Source organism: Desulfobulbaceae bacterium, from assembly GCA_015231515.1.
Taxonomy (GTDB): Bacteria; Desulfobacterota; Desulfobulbia; order Desulfobulbales; family VMSU01; genus JADGBM01.
Genome location: JADGBM010000053.1, coordinates 1 through 20371 on the forward strand (window position 1 = coordinate 1; position 20371 = coordinate 20371).

The 20371-nt window shown below is 44.3% G+C and carries 16 protein-coding genes; 6 read left to right on the top strand and 10 right to left on the bottom strand.

Going from position 1 to position 20371, the window contains the following annotated elements; all coding sequences use genetic code 11:
- The first annotated feature begins 512 nt into the window (after nt 1–512).
- From HQK80_09535 to HQK80_09560, 6 genes are all read left to right on the top strand, one after another.
- A complete protein-coding gene (locus HQK80_09535) occupies nt 513–956 on the top strand; it encodes a hypothetical protein (protein MBF0222450.1) in 444 nt (147 codons plus the stop codon).
- Nucleotides 957–1287: 331 nt separating this feature from the next.
- On the top strand, nt 1288–3048 hold the full coding sequence (locus tag HQK80_09540) for an ATP-binding protein (GenBank protein ID MBF0222451.1): 1761 nt from the start codon (nt 1288–1290) through the stop codon (nt 3046–3048).
- Entirely contained in the window at nt 3041–3418 is a 378-nt protein-coding gene (locus HQK80_09545) for a response regulator (GenBank protein ID MBF0222452.1), read from the top strand. The genes HQK80_09540 and HQK80_09545 overlap by 8 nt, the downstream gene beginning before the upstream one ends.
- A 195-nt stretch (nt 3419–3613) precedes the next feature.
- Complete coding sequence (locus tag HQK80_09550) at nt 3614–4027, top strand: response regulator (GenBank protein MBF0222453.1); 414 nt, start codon at nt 3614–3616, stop codon at nt 4025–4027.
- Nucleotides 4014–4457 (top strand): response regulator, encoded by a 444-nt coding sequence (locus tag HQK80_09555; GenBank protein ID MBF0222454.1) that lies wholly within the window; start codon nt 4014–4016, stop codon nt 4455–4457. The genes HQK80_09550 and HQK80_09555 overlap by 14 nt, the downstream gene beginning before the upstream one ends.
- Nucleotides 4458–4770: 313 nt before the next feature.
- Complete coding sequence (locus HQK80_09560; protein MBF0222455.1) at nt 4771–5982, top strand: response regulator; 1212 nt, start codon at nt 4771–4773, stop codon at nt 5980–5982.
- Between the two features lie 107 nt (nt 5983–6089).
- Here HQK80_09560 and HQK80_09565 read toward each other — a convergent pair whose 3' ends face one another.
- From HQK80_09565 to trkA, 10 genes are all read right to left on the bottom strand, one after another.
- Entirely contained in the window at nt 6090–6950 is an 861-nt protein-coding gene (locus HQK80_09565; GenBank protein ID MBF0222456.1) for a universal stress protein, read from the bottom strand.
- 101 nt (nt 6951–7051) lie between these two features.
- Nucleotides 7052–9211 carry a SulP family inorganic anion transporter gene (locus HQK80_09570; protein MBF0222457.1) on the bottom strand — a complete coding sequence of 720 codons (2160 nt, stop codon included), beginning with the start codon at nt 9209–9211 and terminating at the stop codon, nt 7052–7054.
- Between the two features lie 184 nt (nt 9212–9395).
- Nucleotides 9396–10139 carry a hydrogenase gene (locus HQK80_09575; protein ID MBF0222458.1) on the bottom strand — a complete coding sequence of 248 codons (744 nt, stop codon included), beginning with the start codon at nt 10137–10139 and terminating at the stop codon, nt 9396–9398.
- A 35-nt stretch (nt 10140–10174) separates the two neighbouring features.
- Nucleotides 10175–11683, bottom strand: a complete 1509-nt coding sequence (locus HQK80_09580) for an NADH-quinone oxidoreductase subunit C (GenBank protein MBF0222459.1) — start codon at nt 11681–11683, stop codon at nt 10175–10177.
- Entirely contained in the window at nt 11676–13103 is a 1428-nt protein-coding gene (locus HQK80_09585; GenBank protein MBF0222460.1) for a hydrogenase, read from the bottom strand. Before HQK80_09585 ends, HQK80_09580 begins: the two co-directional genes overlap by 8 nt.
- Before the next feature lie 2 nt (nt 13104–13105).
- Complete coding sequence (locus HQK80_09590; GenBank protein MBF0222461.1) at nt 13106–13759, bottom strand: hydrogenase; 654 nt, start codon at nt 13757–13759, stop codon at nt 13106–13108.
- Nucleotides 13756–14673, bottom strand: a complete 918-nt coding sequence (locus HQK80_09595; GenBank protein MBF0222462.1) for an NADH-quinone oxidoreductase subunit H — start codon at nt 14671–14673, stop codon at nt 13756–13758. The genes HQK80_09590 and HQK80_09595 overlap by 4 nt, the downstream gene beginning before the upstream one ends.
- 53 nt (nt 14674–14726) lie before the next feature.
- Nucleotides 14727–16685, bottom strand: a complete 1959-nt coding sequence (locus HQK80_09600; protein ID MBF0222463.1) for a hydrogenase — start codon at nt 16683–16685, stop codon at nt 14727–14729.
- Nucleotides 16686–17126: 441 nt separating this feature from the next.
- Nucleotides 17127–18608 carry a TrkH family potassium uptake protein gene (locus HQK80_09605; GenBank protein ID MBF0222464.1) on the bottom strand — a complete coding sequence of 494 codons (1482 nt, stop codon included), beginning with the start codon at nt 18606–18608 and terminating at the stop codon, nt 17127–17129.
- 12 nt (nt 18609–18620) lie between these two features.
- Nucleotides 18621–19979: a Trk system potassium transporter TrkA gene (gene trkA / locus HQK80_09610; protein ID MBF0222465.1), complete on the bottom strand. Its 1359-nt coding sequence runs from the start codon at nt 19977–19979 to the stop codon at nt 18621–18623.
- Between the last annotated feature and the right edge of the window lie 392 nt (nt 19980–20371).

Consider the following 20371-nt stretch of genomic DNA (forward strand, 5'->3'; position numbering starts at 1 on the left):
AAATGAATTTCTAAGGGTTGAAAGAAGCGCAATATCGATTCCGCACCAATAATCAAAGCTACAACAGCCAAAGCGACAGCACTTGAGTATCCGCCGAGTATACTTACTTTACCTGTGCCGAAAGAAACAAGAAGAGATGCTGAGGAGTTTTCAGGAGGTTTTTGAGCCAGGAAAGACGAAAATTCAATTCTGCACTAAATGCTTCAAAATAAATGAGTCCCAGAACAATTTGCCAGAGCTAAAAAAACAATTACAGATGTATTTTGAAGTAGAGTTTCTTGATGGCTCATGCAAGCAATGCAATGAATAATTCATAATTGTTGCTCTTGCCTTCTTCAAATGTTTCGCAAAACTGCTATTTATGATGTATTACCAAAAAACTAAAAAATGCCAAAAACAATCCAACAGCCGTTACTTCAATTAGCGGAGTCATTTGAGAAACTGTCTCCAGCCCTGCAAGCAAGAAACAGGGCCAACTGTCGTCTCGAAAAAAAAACCAGATCATCGAGTCGTTGGTTGTAGTCATCAGTGTTGCAGGGCGCTTAAAAAATACTGTCAAAAAAGAGCCCCCCGCCTTTATTACTAACTCGGAGCAGCTTGCCCAAGCGCTGATTGGTGAAGGCTTGCAACGTTTTTGCGCCTGTACCTGCTTTAATCAGACGACACGCCGATTAGAAATCACCTACTCCTATTGCGAGCTGTTTTACACCTACTCCCTCAAACAGTTCCTCAAAAAAATAGGCCGACCTCTTAACCATCATTCCATGTTTGCCTTTGCGCCTTGGGCAGGGTTGGCAGCATTTTTTCTTTTGTTTTTTCACATCTGGTTCTGGGGCAATGGCTCTGTCAGTGAACTGTCGGCTGGGGCCTTTGCCAGTACCGTGCTGGGGCTTGCGGTGCGGACGTATCTTCAGCTGCCGAGCTACTTCCTGATAACGCAAAAGAGTTGGTCTTAAAATGCCTGGAGTCAAACTCAACCTTTGAATTTGACCTTGAGCGTCATGGGCGCGAGCTTCGCTACACACTTTCGCCCTTTTCAAATAAGGTAAAGGCACTCATTTTGATCCAGATGTTGTTGATGCCTTTTTGGATACGGAAGATGAGTTTATAGCAATTGCCAGGGAGTATGCTGAGTAGACTCAAAAAAGACCCACATGTGTTTTCTGTTCTCTTTAAGTTTTACGCACGTAAACCTCTAAAATAGGAATATCTAAGAATTTACGTGATTTCATTGCTGGTTTTTGCGTATCATACTAGTTGGAGTATTATTTAACAGGACACTAGAAGATGAATCCATTTGTAAAGTTTTTCGAGACAATCAGCAAATACCTCATCCTGGAGACGGAATCTCTAACCTCTAGAGCCAGATACCTGCGCTTCAGGACTACCCTGCTTTTAATGTTTATCACGCTTTCAATTGCTCCTATGGGGCTTATTTCTGTGGTTACTTATTACCAGTATCTTGATTTGCTTGAGAGCAAGTCCCGCAACAATTTGATGCTGAATATCGCCAGCACGAAAAAAAGGGTTGAAGTCTCAATTGACGAACTTATATCGGTGATGGCTTTTATCATGTTGGATCACCCTTATGAATTACTTTCAGATCAGGTTTCTTTAGAACAGCTTTTTGTCCGGATGCAGAGCCAGTACAAAGATTTTGTCGATTTGGGAGTTATTGATAATGATGGAATACAGAGATCGTATGCAGGGCCTTACAGTCTTGGAGGCAAGGATTATAGTGAAGATCCAAGTTTTACTGTGGCCAGGCAGGACAACGTATATATCAGCTCTGTCTACTTGGGTTACAGAAAAGAGCCCCACTTTATAATAGCAATTAAGAAAAACACATCGGCCCAGGGTAAATCTTGGATACTGCGTGCCACTATTGATGCAGACAGCTTGAAAACGTACATCGACAACGCAATCAGTGCAGAAGAGACCGATGATGTATTTCTGGTAAGTCATGAAGGGCACCTTCAGCTTTCATCTCGATACTTTGGTTCAATAATGGATGAATACGATCTGCCGCCAATTGACCCTGGAAGTCAGATCAGTTTTGTCCAAAAAAAGGATCGAGTTTCAAAAAGGATGGCTGAGGCACTTGCCTTTGTTGAGGGAACGCCGTGGATTTTGGTAATGGCTCAGGAATCACCAATTTTTACTAAAACGTTTTCACGTTTCAGGACTCAGCTGATAGTTGTTTTTGTCCTTTTTTCAACCGTTGTTTTGCTGGTTATAGTACGGACGGTGAACTTTGTTGGCACCCGGGTACGCGAGGCGGACCAGAGACGGGACGATATCTTGGGTAAAGCTGAGCATTCGAATAAACTGGCATCGATCGGAAGGCTTGCGGCCGGGGTTGCCCATGAAATCAATAACCCTCTTGCAACCATTGGCCAAAAAGCAGGCCTGATGCTGGATATTTTCGAAATGACAGGTGATTTTGAAAATAAAGAAAAATTGGTTGAGCAAATTAACGGTATTAAAAGCTCTGTCGATCGTGGCACAGTTATTACCCATCGGTTGTTAGGTTTTGCCAGAAGAATGGATATATCAGCGGAAAAAGTCGAGATTAATAACCTGGTCAGTGAGACCATCGGCTTTCTTGAAATGGAAGCGGAACACCGGAAGATCAAAATAGGTCGGCACCTTCAAAAAGAACTGCCACCAATTCAGAGCGATCGCGGAAAACTACAGCAGATTGTGCTCAACATTATCAATAATGCCATTGATGCTCTTGAGGGCAAGGAAAGGGGGCAGATTGATATATCTACTGTTTTGACAGAAGAAAGTAAGGTTAAAATAATTATTGATGATAATGGGGCGGGGATGCCTCCAAAGGTACTCAATAAAATTTTTGAACCTTTTTTCACAACCAAAGAAACAGGAAAAGGTACAGGCCTGGGTCTGTCAATTACCTATGGACTTGTAAAGGAGCTCGGTGGGGAAATTCACGTTGATAGTAAGCTTGACGAAGGGACAACTTTCACTGTTGAGTTGCCGCTGACACTTGATCAGGATGAAGTGGCGGAGAATGGCAATGGTTAAAATAATGCTGGTTGACGACGAGACGAGTTTTTCCGCAACACTTGGTGAACGTCTGCAACTGCGTGGTTTTGATGTTTGCCTGGCGGAGACGGGTGAACAGGCTATTTCAATGATGGCTCATGAGGCCCCGCAGGTTGTTATGATGGACTTGAGCCTGCCAGATATGTCTGGACTTGAGGTTATGGAAAAAATGAAAAAGATCGATTCCGCTTTGGAGGTAATTGTTTTATCCGGGCATGGCGCGGAGTATCGGCATGAAGCCTTGGCGAGAGGGGCTTTTAACTATGTCATGAAGCCGTTCAAGCTTGTTTATCTCGTCGAGCTTATCAGCAGGGCAATAGAGCATCGCACAGCACTGAAAGGAGTGTAATGTGGAAGAACAACATTTAGTCTTAATGACCTGCTGGCTGAAGAGTTGAAACTTCTGGGCCGGTATGCCAGCCAGAAAGAGGTTGAACTGACCGTGGATTATTCGGCGGAAAGCCCAGCTGTTTGAAATTATCCAAGTATTTGCCAATATATATTTTTTATATGTTTTGAATATCTGGTCAACAGGAGAAAGGTTGTGGAGAATATAGAGATTTTATTGGTTGACGATGAAAAGGATTTCATCTCAACATTGTCTGAGCGCCTATCTTTGCGGGGGTACGAGGTTAGCACGGCATTTGATGGGGAGGAAGCGTTACAGTTTCTTGGAGTAAATAAGGTCGATATAATTGTTTTGGATCTGAAAATGCCGGGCATGGACGGTATGGAAGTGTTGAGAAAAATCAGGGAAGACGATCAAAAGGTCAGGGTCATAATTCAGACCGGCCACGGTACCGACAAGGAGGAAGATGAGATTGGTCAGCTTGGGGTGTCAGCGTTCTTGCGGAAACCAGTTGATATTGAAGTGTTGATCGGCTCTTTGCAGGATGCAGCTGAATCTCTACAGAATGATGTGGAAGAAGACAGGAGGAACTCAGATGGCAATACTTGATGCTGATACCAGTATTTTATTGGTTGATGATGAGAAGGATTTTGTTGAAGTACTCTCTCAGCGTCTTGAGGTAAAAGGTTTTCATGTTGAAGCTGTCTATTCAGGTCAGGATGCCTTGGATTTGCTTTCCCACAAATCGTATGACGCGATTGTTATGGATTTATCGATGCCAGGCATGGACGGTATGGAGGCACTGAAGGTGATACGAGAGAGACGCCCCAATATGCAGATCATCATCCTTACCGGTCATGGGACCCTTGAAAGCGGCATAGAAGCTATGAAACGGGGTGCTTCAGACTTTATCGAAAAGCCGGTTGATTTTGATGTGCTGGTTAATAAAATTATTGTGGCACAAAATAAACGGCGGGAACTTATAGAGAAAAAGCATACAAGTGAACTGATGAAAATAATGACCTCAAAAGGCTGGTAAAAAGATCATCGAGACATGTATGGGATACCGGCAAGTATTTTATTGATGATTGTTACCTGGGTTGCAGTTGCTGTAATTTGGCCAATTATGGGGATGCCGATTAGCAGCTGATAAACGACTCCTGTTGGCTGGAAATTGTCAAAAAAACTTATCTTCTAGGCAGTTAGGAGCTTTTTTGGTGACAGCTTTTTGGTTGACAAGAGCCTCTGGAATTTGGTCTCATATATCTGTTTTACTTGGTTAGTGCCTTACGTCTCAACGAACGGCTGGGCGAGATTATTTTTCAAAATTCAAAGATCATAAGGAGTTTTACATGGCTATAATCTCAATTTTTAACGGGGCCCACACCAAGGCAGAAGATGTTATTGCTGCTCTCAAATCAAAAACGGGGTTTTCGGTAATTGACGATACTAAAATTATTGAAAAAGTGGCTTTAAACAGTCCGTTAACTAAGGAGCAGCTTCAGAGAGCAGTTTTTGGAAAACCTTCGGTCTTTAATAGGTTTACCAGAGAAAAAGAGAGAGTGGTTGCTTTACTAAAAAGTGTTGTCGCAGAACAGCTTATCAGTTGTGATAAATGTATATTTTCAGGCTACCTTGGCCAGCTTATTCCAAAAGAAGTTACGCATGCCTTGCGAGTTTTAATTATTGCCGACAGTGATTTTCGCCAAAAAAATGCCGCAGAGAAAGAACAGATGACCCCGGATACTGTCGGTAAAATTCTCCTGAAAAGTGATGAGTGTGCATTTCGCTGGACTCAATATCTTTACGGTAAAGATGCCTGGGATGCGTCTCTTTACGATATTGTGGTTCCCATGGAGAAAACCGATATCGACCAGACTGTCGAGTTGATTTTAGAAAATCTTGAAAAAGAAGCTCTGAAACGAACAACCACCTCTCAAACGGCTGCTGAGGACTTTGCGGTGCGGGCAGAAGTTGAAAAAGCCTTAATCAATGCTGGTCACGATGTGGATGTTAACGTGAGCCAGGGAAATGTTGTCCTTACGATTAACAGGCAGGTGTTATTACTGTCCAAACTTGAGGATGACTTAAAGTCTCTGGTGATTGGGTACCCTGGTGTGGAAAGTGTGACGACAAAGGTCGGTGATAAATATCACCGTGCTGATATTTATCGTCAGGTTGATTTTGAAATGCCTTCAAAAGTGTTACTGGTTGATGATGAGAGTGAATTTGTTCAGGTCCTTTCTGAACGATTACAAGCCAGGGAGTTGGGTTCCCACATTGTCTACGATGGGCAAGAGGCTTTAGATATTATCAACGATGAACAACCTGAGGTAATGGTCCTCGATTTAAAAATGCCGGGAGTTGATGGTATGGAAGTTCTTAGGCAAACGAAAGCAAAAAATCCAGAAACAGAAGTGATAATCCTTACTGGACAAGGATCAGAATCTGACAAAAAGATGTGTATGGAACTTGGCGCATTTGCTTACCTGGAAAAACCAGTTGATATTGAGTTAATGGCCAAAACCATGAAAGAGGCGTATGGCAAGACGAGAAAAAAGTAGATCGTTAGCGCTAATCGTTTCACAGTATATAAAAAAAGGGGAACTGATAGGGTTCCCCTTTTTTTATGATAGAACTTGATTTTTCTACTTCAGTGGCAATTTAAAAATTATTCCTGAATATTGACAACAAGAATACCACAATGCGCCGAATCAACAACCTTTTCGGTAACACTCCCCATAAGCAGTTTTTTGACACCAGTTCGGCCATAACCGCCCATGACAACGAGATCTACATTATGGGCTTTGGCCTGGTCGATAATTGCTGCGTCTGGTGTTCCAGTTTCAGTAATAGTCACTACCTGGACAGAATCTTTTTTTGCCAATAGGTTCTTTTTGAAATCGTTAACAAGGGTTTCTGCTTCGCTGAGTTGGGCATCGGACTCAGCAACAGAAAGAGCCACGACTTTGCTAATAGCTGGGCACTGAGAGCACATGCTGATGGCTTCACTGGCTGCTGCCTCAGAGTGTGGGGAGCCATCCAGCGCAATGAGGAGGCTCTGGCCTGAAATGGTGACCTCCTTCGGCACAACAAGCACTTTAGGTGGTGCGAAGCCAATTACTTTTGCGGTTACACTGCCGACAAACAACTTGGTAAGCAGTCCTTTTTTGCCACGGCGTCCCATAATAATGACATCGCTTTTCTGGGCAACCGCTTCATCAACAATGGTTTTTTCAATTTGAAAGGATTCTTTAAGAATAATTTCGTAATCAATTTCCATGGATGAGGCCATTTCTCGTAAGCTGTCAAGATATGGTGCGATTTTTTCTGTTTCCACGACGGCCAGAGCACGAGCTCCGTGTTCTTGATCTTGATCGATCTTAATGACATACAGAATTTTTAATTGTGCCCCACAGGCCTGAGCAAAGAACATGGCTTCCTGCACGGCGCCATCGCTGAAATCAGTACCGTCAGTTGACAGTAAAATAGATGATATCTCACCCATCATTTTTGTTTTATATTCGTCCATAATAAAAATTTCTCCAGAAAGCATATATCAGTCACCTCACAAATGGTGTAGGCAACGAAAGTTTTTACCTGGTCGTCCCAGGAATTAATCCGGCATCTACATTAGGCAGACGCTGGGATATATTTGGTCAGCGGACAGGCCTTGCAGCCTTGTGCTGGGAGATCAGTATTTAGGTGAACCTTGTCGGTGATTGATGTGACAGCATCTTTGGTCCCTGCATAGATATTTTCACGGCCAATTTTATCAATTAGATGGGTTCGCTCCATAACCGCCATGACCTGGCCCTTTATGCCGCACATGGCAAAACCAATTTTAGCGCTGTTAAGGCGATCATATACAAGTGAGAGTGCCTCCTCCCCAGAAGCATCCATATCATTAATCCCTCTGGCATCAAGAAGAATATACCGGAGATCTGGTTGTTCTGTTCGGAACTTAGCAACTTGTTCGTCAAGATATGAGGCATTGGCAAAAAAGAGTGCTCCATCGAAACGGACAACGGAGATATGACGACAGCCTTTTAACCTGTAGTGTTCTGAACTGGTGAGGACTTTGTCTTCGTTCATTGAGAGGCTTGCCACTACTGGTCGCATTGATTTATAGAGGAATACACCCATGGAAAGCGCTACGCCTACCATAATGCCTTTATCAAGGTGCGGGGCAAAATAGAGGGTAACCAGGAAGCTGAATATTGAAATGGCACCGTCATACCACTGGGCGTGCCAGGCGTGCGCAAAACCCTTAATATTAACTAGGCCGATGACGGCCATCATGATAACAGCGGCCAGAACTGCCTGGGGCAGGTGATACAGCAGAGGAGTGAAAAAAAGCAGTGTTATAACAACCATTGCCGAGGTGACAACGGAAGAAACACCGGAAACAGCACCAGCCTGGAGGTTTACGGCAGAGCGTGAAAAAGAGCCTGATACCGAGTAACTGCTGCCTATTGATCCAAAAATATTGGCAAGACCCTGGCCGATCAACTCCTGATTCGGGTCAAGCTTCTGACCTGTTTTGGCAGCCATGGCTTTGGCAATTGCAATTGCCTCCATGAAACCTAAAAGTGAAATGATAATAGCGGTTGGAAAGAGTTTTGAAAAACTCTTAACTGATAGTTGGGGGACTGTAAAGGATGGCAGGCCTTCAGGGATTTGACCTACGACTGCGCCACCGCCCATCATCATGATATTGTCTACTTTTAAAGGTGAGTTGCCGACTTTAATTCTCCAGGTTTCACCATCAGTGTTTATTCCAGCCGGAATATTATTTTTGGGGTAGAAGGTGTACGAGTCGCCATCTTTAACGGCTTCAAATTTAAGCAGTCGCAAATCTGAGCGAACAAGATGTGCCTCATGTTTAGCTTGATCCATTCTGGCGGTGAGCATGGCAACTTCACTCTTCATTTTGATAAGTTCAAGGGATGCACCTGCACCATGCCCTTTTTGTTCTTTTGCCACTTCATCAACTTGTTTTCCTAAGGCGGCGCGTTCTTCACCTAATGTGTTAATTTCTGTAACATAGTGGTTGAACTTTTCAATTGTCTGTTCGATGCCAGGGACCTGAATGGTTTGCACAGGAACTTTAGCGTCATTATTGAAACCTGTGAAATAAGAAACAACGGTGGTAATTGCGACAGCAACGAGGACGTTGGGGATGCGCGGGTTAATTTTTTTCAGAATTACCATGATGGTTACAGCGACGACGCCATATATCAAGGTAGGTATGTGGGTGTAATCCATGGCAGCCTGAGCGACTCTCACCATGGTCTCGTAATGATGTGGAGCTTTGTCAACATAGACCCCGAAGAATTTGGAAAACTGAGATGAAGCGATGATAATCGCTGCGGCATTTGTAAAGCCATTGACAACAGGATGGGAGAGAAAATTAACAACCAGACCCAGGCGCAGAACACCAAGTGAAAACTGGAAGATACCAACTACCAGAGCCAAAACAATAGAGTAGGCGATAAATTCAGGCGATCCGGCTGTAGCAAGAGGCTCAAGAGAGGCGGCTGACATCAGAGACACAACCGCAACCGGGCCGGTTGCCAACTGCCTGCTGGAACCAAAAAGTGAAGCAATCATTGGTGGTAGAAAAGCGGCATACAGACCATAATAAGCTGGTAAGCCTGCAAGCTGTGCATAGGCCATTGATTGGGGAATCAGGACCAGGGCAACGGTGAGACCGGCAAGGAAGTCGGTCTTAAACTTACCGACCCCGTAGTCTTTGAACCACAACAAAAACGGAAAAAATTTAAAAATCATGCTCTCTCCTCTATAAAAATGAATAAAAATATTTACGCTCAGTATGTTTACCTAGAAAAAAAGCGTTGAAGATAATCCCAAAAATACCAGTATTTCGTATAATGTTATTTCTCGTTTTTTACAACTCGCCAGTGCATTCTTTTAGACAGGGAAAGGAAAATAGGCAGTATTTTCTCTTAATTTGCTATTTGAAGTACTTCAATAAAGCATGCAGTGTGGTTATTGGGTGAGGCGGACATCCTGGGATATAAAGATCCACGGGAATAATACTGTTGAGGTCGCCAATAATATCATCGCTTCCATAAAACGGGCCGCCGGAAATCGCGCATGATCCACTGGCAATAACAACCTTGGGGCTTGGAACAGCCTCAAAAGTTGTTATGGTTGCTGCATGCATATTTCTTGAAATTGGTCCGGTAACATGGATGCCATCAGCGTGGCGCGGGGAGGCGACAAATTGTATTCCAAAACGAGACAGATCAAAAAACGGGGTATTGAGAACGTTTGTATCGGCTTCACAGGCATTACAGCCAGCTGCTGATATTTGACGCAACTGAAGTGAACGGCCAAAGAGTTTCTTGAAATGTTTTTTGGAATGCTCTGCCAGGGCCGGAAGTGACCCGCCGGTGAGGAGATCGTTTTTATTGGCTACACCCATTTCAAAGTTCTGAGTAAATTTTACAAACTCGCCCTTTGATTGTGTTTCGCACTGGCCGCAGAATACGCATTTGCCGAGGTCGATTTTGCAGCTTGACGCGTCTATTGCTTCTTGCGGACAGGCAGTGGCGCAAGCCTTAATAGTGGCGGAATCACAATCAGGATTAATCTGTGGTAGGCCTCTATATCGGTTATAGAGATTAATTGGCACTTTAGGATACTTAGATGTCCTGTTGCCTTGTTCGAGTCTATTTTTAAGTACTTTTAGCATAGTTATATTCTCTTTATGTAACTTTTCATCTGGTTCTATAGGTCGAAACCGCAGTAGGATAAATTGAAGCTTTTGTTGCAAAGAGGAAAGTCTGAAATACCCTCGTTGCGCAAAGACATTGCTAAGCCCGTCCAATTATGAAACGACGGATCTTTTACTTTATAGCGCGTAATTGCGCCGTCTTGGTCTGTTAAGATGCAGTGGGAAATCTCTCCTCGCCAACCTTCATTCACTGAAACGACAAAGGACGAAGGGGCAAGTTTGTAGTCGAATGTTGGGTCGTTGGCAGTTTCGCCATCTTTTTGAACTAACTTTTCGATGAGATCCAGAGAGTGCATTATCTCTTCCCGGCGAACATTGGCCCGGCAAAACACATCTCCGACCGCCTTTTCATTAGTATTGGCAGTCAAATCGGCATAACATTCAGTCGGGAAGGCGACACGCGCATCATATGCAAGGCCGGAAGCCCTGCCCGCATAACCTACCAGGCCTAGTTTCTCAGCCTGTTCATAGGGAACTGTGCCGGTAGTTTCAAAACGGGCTCGTACGGTTGGCTCTGAAAAGAGCAGATCACAGACATGTTCCAGTTCCGGTCTGGTCTCTCTAATTTTATCTCTGATTATCTTTTTTTGCTCCTCACCCATGACTTGTGTAACGCCTCCGGGGCGCACAAGGCTCTTGCCGAAGCGGTTGCCGCAAAGAGTTAGAAGCAGGTTGAGGAACTCGCCTCGTAGCCTGCCAAAAAATGCAGCTGGAGGGTTAAAGGCGACATCGCCGCTTAAAGCGCCAAGGTCGCCAACATGGTTTGCTATACGTTCCAACTCCAGAGCAATAACTCTGATGGTTTTGGCACCCTCATCAACCTTAATCGAGGCAAGGGACTCAACCGCCTGACTGAAACAGAGGCTGTGGCCAATGGCTGTGTCTCCAGCAATACCTTCAATAACGATTGGCCGTCGTACACTTGGTACAGAGGGTAGTAATTTTTCGATACCTCGATGCTGGTATCCGAGTTGAATCTCAAGGTGGAGTACGGTTTCGCCAATGCACTGAAAGCGGAAATGACCAGGTTCGATTATTCCGGCGTGCACAGGACCAACAGCAACCTCATGGATAACATCTCCCTCAACGGGAAAGTATTCGTAATTACCCGGAATATCCTCTTTTTTATAGTCATTACCAAAAACATCTTCCTTGCCGCGATAATTCTCATGATAACGAACCATCCGCAGCCAGGGATGGCCTTCTGGCTTTACACCGTACTGTTCAGCGATCTCTCGCTCAAACATATGGAATTTTTCGGTTTCTGTAGTGAGCGACTGATAACTCTCTGGCTCATCGCAACCAACTACAAAGAGTGCTTCATTACGCAGCACAGCCAGGAATTTGAGAACACCGTCATCTTCATAGCCAAAAAACTGCACAACTTGGCCGCCGTTATTAGCAAAGGTTAGAAGTTCTGACCTGAAATCTGCAAAGGCTAAATGAGGGATTAGACTGCGCTGAACGGTTTCACCGTTGTTTATTTGCAGGAGGTTAGCCATTGATTCCGCCTCCGATTGTTGAAATTGCACTGATAATTGTTTGATATAGACTGTCGGGCATCCAAATGCACAGAACGCCAGAGGTTAGCAGAAGTGCGTAGGATGGAAAGAGCCGCAGCATCTTTTCTTTGACAAGAATCTCACCGTCATGCTCTTTAAATGACATTCTCATAACTATGCGGGCCCCACCGGCAAAAATAACCGCAAGGCAGAGGATAAAAATAATAATACTGACGTGCCGACCACTTTTGAAAGCCCCGAAAATAATAAGCAGTTCACTTATGAAAATACCAAATGGAGGAAATCCGGAAATTCCCGCAAACCCGGCAAAATAGGCAATAAAGGTCTTGGGTAGCAGTCGTGCCATATTGCCAGTCTTGTTTATAAGTTTAGAGCCGTAACCCAATAGGATGTTGCCGGTGGACAAGAAGAGGGATGACTTAATAAGTGAATGGTGAATGAGGTGCAGAAAGGCGCCGTAGGTGGCGATGCCGCCGATACCGATGCCGAAGGCTATAATGCCCATATTTTCAATACTTGAATAGGCCAGCATTCGTTTATAGCCAGTCTGGTTAACAATGAAAATTGCGGCAATAACCATGGAAATAAGGCCAAAAATAATAAGAATATTACTTGAGTAGCTGCCAAGATTAGCGGCATAAAGAAGGCTGTGGGCTTTATAGATACCCAGGAAAGCACAGTTTAATAAAGCACCTGAAAGCAGAGCTGAAGCTGGGCTTGGAGCCTCACTGTGAGCATCTGGAAGCCAGGTATGCATCGGGGCAAGACCCATCTTGGTGCCATAACCGATCACAATAAAGATAAATCCTGCTTTAAGCCAGATGGGATCGAGCTGCGCTGCAACCTCAATGAGTGAAGAAAAACGCAGCGGAACGTGAACCCCGCCAAGATCCATGGATAAGGTTATGAAAAATGAACCAAGTAAGGCGAGAGCAATGCCCACAGAACAGATGAGAACATATTTCCACGTTGCTTCCAAAGCCTCTTTGGTTCTGTGCAAGAAGATAAGAGGGGCGCTTACCAGGGTGGTTGCTTCTACGGCAACCCATAACACTATAATATGATCGGATAAGGCGACCATTGACATTGTCGCCAGGAAAAACAGCATACAACCAAGAAAAAGGGGTTCTTTTGGTGTTTCTGATTCCTGCATGTAACCAACGGAATAGATAGAGATAAGCAGAAAAACCACTGATGTTACCAAAAGCACCAGGAGGCCTTCCGGAGTGGCGCTGAAGTACTTATCCATGCTAGGTTTTGCTATCTGCATCCATCCAAGTACGGTCATCTGCAGATGTAGCAGTGCAGAAATGACCAAAATACCCCGTCCGAGCTTAGCTGGAAGGAAAGCTGCCATTATTCCTGTGAATATGGGTATGAGAAATACGAGTTCTAACATGATCAATCCTTTAATTGTGCGAGGTGTGAGGTATCAACATCGTCGAATGTTCGACTTATATTGTTAATGACGATACCCATTACCATAATGCCAACCAGTAAATCGAGCAGCACGCCAAATTCAACCACATACATGGTGTGGGTCTCTTTCGCCAGTGCTGTGCCAATGAGATAGATACCATTCTCCATCATTAGGTAACCGATAACCTGGGTAATCGCTTTTCTTCTGGCCATCATCAAAAAAAGGCCTGCAGCTAAGGTAGTTATTGCGGTGATCATCAGTAATGCGTGATTGCCGGGAAGATTGAGGTGGAGACGATCGGTTATAAATGCTGAGGCGATGATCATTACCAGTCCGGCAAACAGCGAGGCGTGATAGCCAATAATAGGTTCGACTTCTCGCCGCATTGAAACTTTTTTAATTGCCATATAGAGCATGCCTGGAATAAGCATGCCTTTTACCAGTAGCATGATCTGCAGCATGAGCAGACTGCTGGTTTCAATATCCTGGTGATGTTCAAGAAACAAAGGGACTAGTGAAACCACAATTCCCTGAAGAGTCATAATATTCACAAGTCCCATCATGCGGTTGGAACTTAGAGACAAAAGAACAGACAACAGAACAAATGCTAATAACGCATCAGCTAAATTTATCATTTTACGTACTCCATTGTCAGAATGGCGGCAAAAAAGACCAGAGCAAAAGAGGTTAGAATAAACTTAGGCACCAGGTTCATTTTAAAACGCGCAATAATTGATTCGGTGATTCCGATTGCTACATAAATAAGAGACAATATTACTAGGAAGATGACGCCGTTGAGGAAAACAGACCCTGTTTTAAATGGCAGAATAAGGCAGGTAATAAATGAGGAGTAGAAAAACAGTTTCAAAAAAGAACCCCATTCGATAAGGGCAAGGTCTGGTCCGCTATGGTCAAGAATCATAACTTCATGAATCATGGTTAATTCAAGATGGGTGGCGGGGTCATCAACGGGAACTCGAGAGTTTTCCGTTAAGAGAACAATGAAGAGGGCAACAACGACCAACAGCAGCAAGGCACCATGGTTGCCGAGCATGTTTATAGCCTGAGGGCCTGTGAAAAATTCTACAAAGCTTAGTGATCCATTAATTCGATAAAAAAGAATGAGTACAACAAAGAGAGTTGCTTCTGCCAGGGTTGAGAAATACGCCTCACGTGCAGCACCCATTCCTTCAAAAGGTGAGGCTGTATCCAGTGCCGCTAGAATAGTAAAAAAGCGCCCTAGGCCCATCAGGTAAAAAAGGATAATGACATCGCCGTGAAAGCTGAAGACAGGAGGCATTCCGGCAATTGGAAAGAACAGAAGCACCATGAGAGCGCTACAGAAACTGACCGTTGGCCCAAGTTTAAAGACAAAGGATGAACTGGTGCTGTAAACTGAGCCTTTGCGGAACAGCTTAATGAGATTGTAGTATTTTACCAACATTGGGGGGCCTTGTTTGCCAGCAAAAAAAGCCTTTGTTTTTAAAATGACTGCTGGGAAAAAAGGAGCTACCAACAATGCGGTGATATACAAAAGTAATGATTCCATTATGTCCTCAAAATGATTTGTGACGGAGAGTGGGTCAGAATTCGTCCTTTGCTTTACAGAAATAGTAGCAACGCCACAATTGTCAAAATTATATAGCCGATATACAGCTGAATATTTCCGTGTTGAATCCACCTCAACTTTTGCAGAAGTCTGTAGAGTGGCTTTGTGATCCAACTTTGTATATACAGTTCAGCAATATCTGTAACTTGAGTCTCGTATGTTGTTTTGCCGGGGAAAATCTTATTGATGCCGGTGTATTTCGATATAAGTGGGACAAAAGGTCGGTAGAAATCAATCATTGAAGCAGCGTATGATGTTCCAGTGTACTGCATCCGTACTGTTGGCTTTGTGAAACCGCAACCCCATGTTGGTCCTGCTCCAATCTCTTTTTTCATATACAGCATTTTTCTCAATAAACTTATCACCACAAATATTGCAATAAAGAGGATTGCACCTTTTGCAATGTTATTAATTAACACGACAAAGATCTCGGGAGAAAAATCCCCAGCAATCTTCAGGTCGCGTATGCCCATAAAAGAGAGACGAACAAACGGTTCGGGCAGCACCCCAATTAGAAGGCAGGCTAAGGCTAATACAATCATGGTTAAACGCATGCTAAGTCCTGCTTCGGTGGCCTTTGCTGCGGCTTCTGTTCGTGGTTCGCCCAGAAAGCCAAGACCCATAACTTTGGTGAAGCAAGCAGTGGCGAAGCCACCAATGACAGCTAGAGAAACAATAGCAAGCACGGATAAAATAAAATTTTCCTTGGTTAGGTGAACGCCTTGAAAAGCACCGTAATAGATCAGGAATTCGCCTATGAAACCACTGAATGGGGGTAATCCTGAAATTGCAATTGAACCAACCAGAAAGGTTTTACCTGTGGTTGGCATCCTCTTGATTAAACCGCCTAAATGATTGATTGAGCGCGTATGAGTTTTGTGAAGCACAGCTCCGGCGCCCATGAAGAGCAAAGTTTTGAAAATGGAGTGATTGAAAACATGCATAAAGGCTCCGGCAAAACCAAAGAAGGCCATAGCAGGTTTTTCTACAGCAACACCCATCATACCGATACCAAGACCAATAAGAATAATGCCGATGTTTTCAACACTACTGTAGGCCAGGAGCTTTTTCATATCCTGTTTGCCCAGTGCGTAGACTACGCCAAGTACGCCGGTTACCATGCCTGTGACTAAAACTATTTGACCAAAGGCCAGTGATGGGGTGCCGAGCAGGGCATATGTCCGGATAATTCCGTATATTCCCATTTTGATCATAACTCCCGACATTACAGCCGAAATATGGCTTGGGGCAGCCGGGTGAGCATGGGGCAGCCAGATGTGGAGGGGGAAAATACCTGCTTTTGAGCCAAAACCAATAAAGGCTAAAATAAAAACGATGAGCTTTATCTCTTCGGGGATCTGACTGAAGGCCTCAAAGGCAAAACTGCCAGAGTGGGTATAGACAAGGGCAAAGGCTGCAAAAATAAACATTGCGCCCAACTGGGCGAAGATGAAATACATATATCCTGCTTTTCTGGTTGGTTTGGATTTGTAGTCATAGATAACCAGAAAAAAAGAGGAGAGGGACATGATCTCCCAGGACAGTGCAAAGGTGGGAATATTATTTGAACAGGCAACTAACGCCATTGAAACAACCAGCACAGCATAAAAAAGATAATTAACGGCAGATTTAACAGACTCAGCGGTGTTTTCCAGGTAGTGAAAGCTGTAGAATGCTGCTAAAGGCGAAATAATGAAGATAGGAACTAAGAAAAAAGCTGCGACGCTGTCCATCTTAAACGACAGGGTGAAAATGTGGAGCCATGGCCAGGAAACAATCTGAACGGTCTCAGTTTGGTACAGGAATGAAAAGACACTGGTTAAGCCAACCGCAGAGCCTAAAGTGATTGCCAAAATAGTGGCAGCCTTCATGAAAATGAACTGGCGGTTAAAGAGGACAGAAACCGTTGTTCCGAACAATATCAGAGCCAAAGAAAGAAAAAAAGTATCCATCGAGATCAATTCCCTTTTTATTGAAGCATCAGTATTACAGCGTACCGTATACACTGTGATGCAGGTATTAATTCAAATATACAAAATCAAAATATAGTACAACACCAGACTAATGAGTTTGAATGACGGAACCTCATTGGTATCGAACTTTTCTGAAAAAGCACTGCATTTATGTTACTGTGTTTTTGAGGGGCTGTATGCCCGCGAAAATGACTTCGTAGCAAAACCTACAGAGTCATCGTCGTCGGTCATGAGGGGCAGATTCTGGTAGTAGAAGCTGTCGAGCATGGCTGGCGGCGAAATTGTGCTACAAAATGAAACACTCGTTTGTAAATGTCAAGCGGAAAATAGGGGTTTTTTTAGATAAAAATACCCTTGTGGGTATAAGTACCCTCAAGGGTTTGTGGGTTGTGAAGAGGTAAAAGAGGGTTCAGAGCGGGCTTAATTATTTGCCTTCCACCGTAAAATGGGCTTACGGGTCATTCGCCAGTAACTGGGAGAGAATAGGATGGCAATTGTATACAGCTCTAGGCGACCAGCAAGCATACAAAAAATAAGAATGAGTTTAGCTGGAGCAGGAAGGTGACCAAAATTCTGGGTTGGGCCTACAAGGTTGAGTCCTGGGCCGATATTATTGAGTGTGGCAATTACTGAGGTAAGGCCGGTGACAATGTCGACGCCAAGCATGGTGATAAGAAGAGAGGCCACAACAAAGACGACCAGGTAGATAGCAAAAAAACCAAGAATTGCGATCATGACCTCCTGAGGTACTTTTACTTTGCCCAGTTTGATGGTCTCGATCTGGCGGGGATGAATTAACTTGTGAAGCTGTAAGCGTGCATATTTAAAAAACAGGAGGAGGCGAACAACTTTGATGCCGCCACCTGTTGAACCAGCACAACCACCAACGAACATTAAGGTGACGAGAAGAGTTTGGCAAAATGGTGGCCAAAGATTAAAGTCAGCGGTACCGAAACCTGTCGTTGTGATAATTGAAACGACCTGAAAAAGCACATCCCGAAAGTTCATGGCCATATTGAGGCTGGTGTCGTTCACTGCTCTGACAGCAAAAATTGACAGGGTTGCGAACAAGATGATGATGAGGTAGAAAACAAACTCTTCACTTTTCCAGTAGGCATTCAGCTTGCCGCGTAGCGCCATGAAATGAAGGGAGAAATTGACTCCGGCCAGGAACATGAAAATGATGACGACGTATTGAATATAACTTGAGTTGTAATGACCAAGCGAGTCGTTAAAGTTAGAAAACCCTCCAGTCGCCAGGGTTGAAAAAGAGTGGGTGAGGGCATTAAAAAAATCGACTCCGCCAGCCATGAGTAAGACTGTTTCGACGACAGTCATCAAAAGATAGACACTCCAGAGAATTCGGGCAGTATCATGAATACGCGGTGCCAGTTTGTCCTTTGTCGGTCCGGGCACTTCGGCCTGAAAAAGCTGCATTCCGCCAATTCCTAGAAGAGGCAAGATTGCCAGGGTAAGGAGAATAATACCCATGCCGCCCAACCAGTGGGTCATGCTGCGCCAGAACAGCAGGCTTTTGGGGAGGACCTCGATGTCGGAGAGGATTGTTGATCCAGTTGTCGTAAAGCCTGACATTGACTCAAAGAGGGCATCGACAAAGGAGGGAATATTGCCGTTCAGTACATAGGGCAGCGCCCCAAGCAGGGCGAGCCCGATCCAACTCAGGGCAACAATGGCAAAACCATCCTTATAGCCCAGATCTTTTTCGGGCAGAAAAACCGCAATAAAAACTGAGCCGATACTCAAGCCCAGGAGGGAACTGATCAAAAAGGTGTTGACCATCCCATCGTTATAATACAGGCTGAATGGAATTGGGGTAAGCAGCATCAAAGAAAGGATGATGGTCAGTTTACCGAGTAAATTGAGAACGCCGCCGATTCGCATGGTGGTGTCAGTCTAGTTGGTTTCGGTAGAGGAAAACCGTTCTTCAACGGCCTTGGCGGCTTTTTGAGTAAAGAAAATAACCAGATTGTCGCCCGGAAGAATTATTGTGTCGCCTGACGGAATGAAGGCCGAAGCATTCCGTACGACAGCTCCGACAACAGAATTAAGAGGCCAAGAGCAATTTTTAAGAGCACGATTTGAGATGGACTTATTATTTGGCACAGTGGCCTCCATCACCTCAGCGTCAGAATTTAATATTGTGGCGATAGAAACAATTGAACCACGGCGAACGTAACGTAAAATCATATCCGCCACAACCTGTAGTGGACTCAAAGCGACATCTATCCCGAGTTTTCCTAACAGCGGAATAAAGTCATTTCTGTCAATCTTGGTAATGCAGCGTTTGGCGCCGTGATGTTTCGCCAAAAGGCTGGAGAGAATATTTGTTGTGTCGGATTCTGTTACAGAAATTACCAGGTCGGCGAGGTCGACCCCTTCTTCCAGAAGGTTTTGGGCGTCAAGGCCATCACAGTTGAGCACAATAGTTTTTGCCAGATTTTCAGATAAGTATTTGCAACGCTCTAGATTTGGTTCGATGAGTTTTACTTTGAGATCGAGTACTTCGAGTTGCCGGGCCAGGAGGTAGCCTGTGTCTCCCCCGCCAATAATAAATATCTGGTTTGGTTCATGGCGAATGAACCGGAAAAGGTGCTCAACCTTGGCAACATCACTGGTACGCATCATCATGTAGAGTTTATCGCCGGCTGCAATTCTGTCTACGCCACGAGGAATAATTGTTTTGCCATCACGAATGATGGCTGTAATAACGAAGGGGTGGTTCTCATCGGGCTTACCCATCTCTATCAGGGATTTGCCTATAAACGGGTTGTCTGTAGGGATGACATAGCCAAGCAGCTTAATCTCACCATGGGCAAAATCAACGGTATCGAAGGCTGCTGAGGCATGGACGCGTTTGATTATTTCATCGGAAATGGCCCACTTGGGGCTGATAAGCAGGTCAATGCCAAGGGATTCTTCGTTCAGCGATATGCCGGGTGTCAGGTAATCTTCGTTATAGACCCTGGCAATACGCCGCTTGACATTGTACTGTCGTGACATGATACAGGCCACGAGATTGACTTCATCACTGTTGGTGACAGCAATAAAAAGGTCGGCAGTGGCAATGCCGGCCTCTGCCAATATGCGTGCTGATGCGCCGCTGCCATGAACTGTCATGATATTGAGTTCTTTGTCAATATCTTTGAGTTTCTCTGCGTCATTGTCGATCAGAGTAACCTGATGACCTTCCAAAGAAAATTTTGAGCAGAGTGAGTAGCCCACAAGGCCCGCACCCACAATCATTATTCGCATAGTAGTGCTATGTTAAGTTTAACTCTCACAAGTGATTGCCGCGCGGGGTTAAATGATGTGGCGTGTTGGGAACAACCACTCTTGCTATGTGTACCATTGCCGTTAATTACTTTGATAATCAGTTGGTGTCAATAATTAAGGACGGTGCCCCCTGAACTCGGCACGTAACTCCATTACGCTTAATTCACGAGATGGGATGTTTAGACTTTTTGCCATGATCGGCCAAGATCGTACAACAGTAGTAAATGTAAATAGGGTCAGAGTGAAATTAATCCTGTCTAGTATTTTAATTTCGAATATAACCGGAGCGGAACATTGTGGGAAGGACGCTTTAAATCATGCCTGGTTCAGGACGAACGTTATCTGCTCGAAGTCCACAGGTATATTGAACT

Coding starts and splice junctions, on each gene's coding strand:
- trkA (MBF0222465.1), bottom strand. CDS start 19,979: ATGCGAATAATGATTGTGGGTGCGGGCCTTGTGGGCTACTCACTCTGC.
- HQK80_09600 (MBF0222463.1), bottom strand. CDS start 16,685: ATGGATACTTTTTTTCTTTCTTTGGCTCTGATATTGTTCGGAACAACG.
- HQK80_09570 (MBF0222457.1), bottom strand. CDS start 9,211: ATGATTTTTAAATTTTTTCCGTTTTTGTTGTGGTTCAAAGACTACGGG.
- HQK80_09545 (MBF0222452.1), top strand. CDS start 3,041: ATGGTTAAAATAATGCTGGTTGACGACGAGACGAGTTTTTCCGCAACA.
- HQK80_09585 (MBF0222460.1), bottom strand. CDS start 13,103: ATGTTAGAACTCGTATTTCTCATACCCATATTCACAGGAATAATGGCA.
- HQK80_09540 (MBF0222451.1), top strand. CDS start 1,288: ATGAATCCATTTGTAAAGTTTTTCGAGACAATCAGCAAATACCTCATC.
- HQK80_09605 (MBF0222464.1), bottom strand. CDS start 18,608: ATGCGAATCGGCGGCGTTCTCAATTTACTCGGTAAACTGACCATCATC.
- HQK80_09555 (MBF0222454.1), top strand. CDS start 4,014: ATGGCAATACTTGATGCTGATACCAGTATTTTATTGGTTGATGATGAG.
- HQK80_09580 (MBF0222459.1), bottom strand. CDS start 11,683: ATGGCTAACCTCCTGCAAATAAACAACGGTGAAACCGTTCAGCGCAGT.
- HQK80_09590 (MBF0222461.1), bottom strand. CDS start 13,759: ATGATAAATTTAGCTGATGCGTTATTAGCATTTGTTCTGTTGTCTGTT.
- HQK80_09575 (MBF0222458.1), bottom strand. CDS start 10,139: ATGCTAAAAGTACTTAAAAATAGACTCGAACAAGGCAACAGGACATCT.
- HQK80_09565 (MBF0222456.1), bottom strand. CDS start 6,950: ATGGACGAATATAAAACAAAAATGATGGGTGAGATATCATCTATTTTA.
- HQK80_09595 (MBF0222462.1), bottom strand. CDS start 14,673: ATGGAATCATTACTTTTGTATATCACCGCATTGTTGGTAGCTCCTTTT.
- HQK80_09560 (MBF0222455.1), top strand. CDS start 4,771: ATGGCTATAATCTCAATTTTTAACGGGGCCCACACCAAGGCAGAAGAT.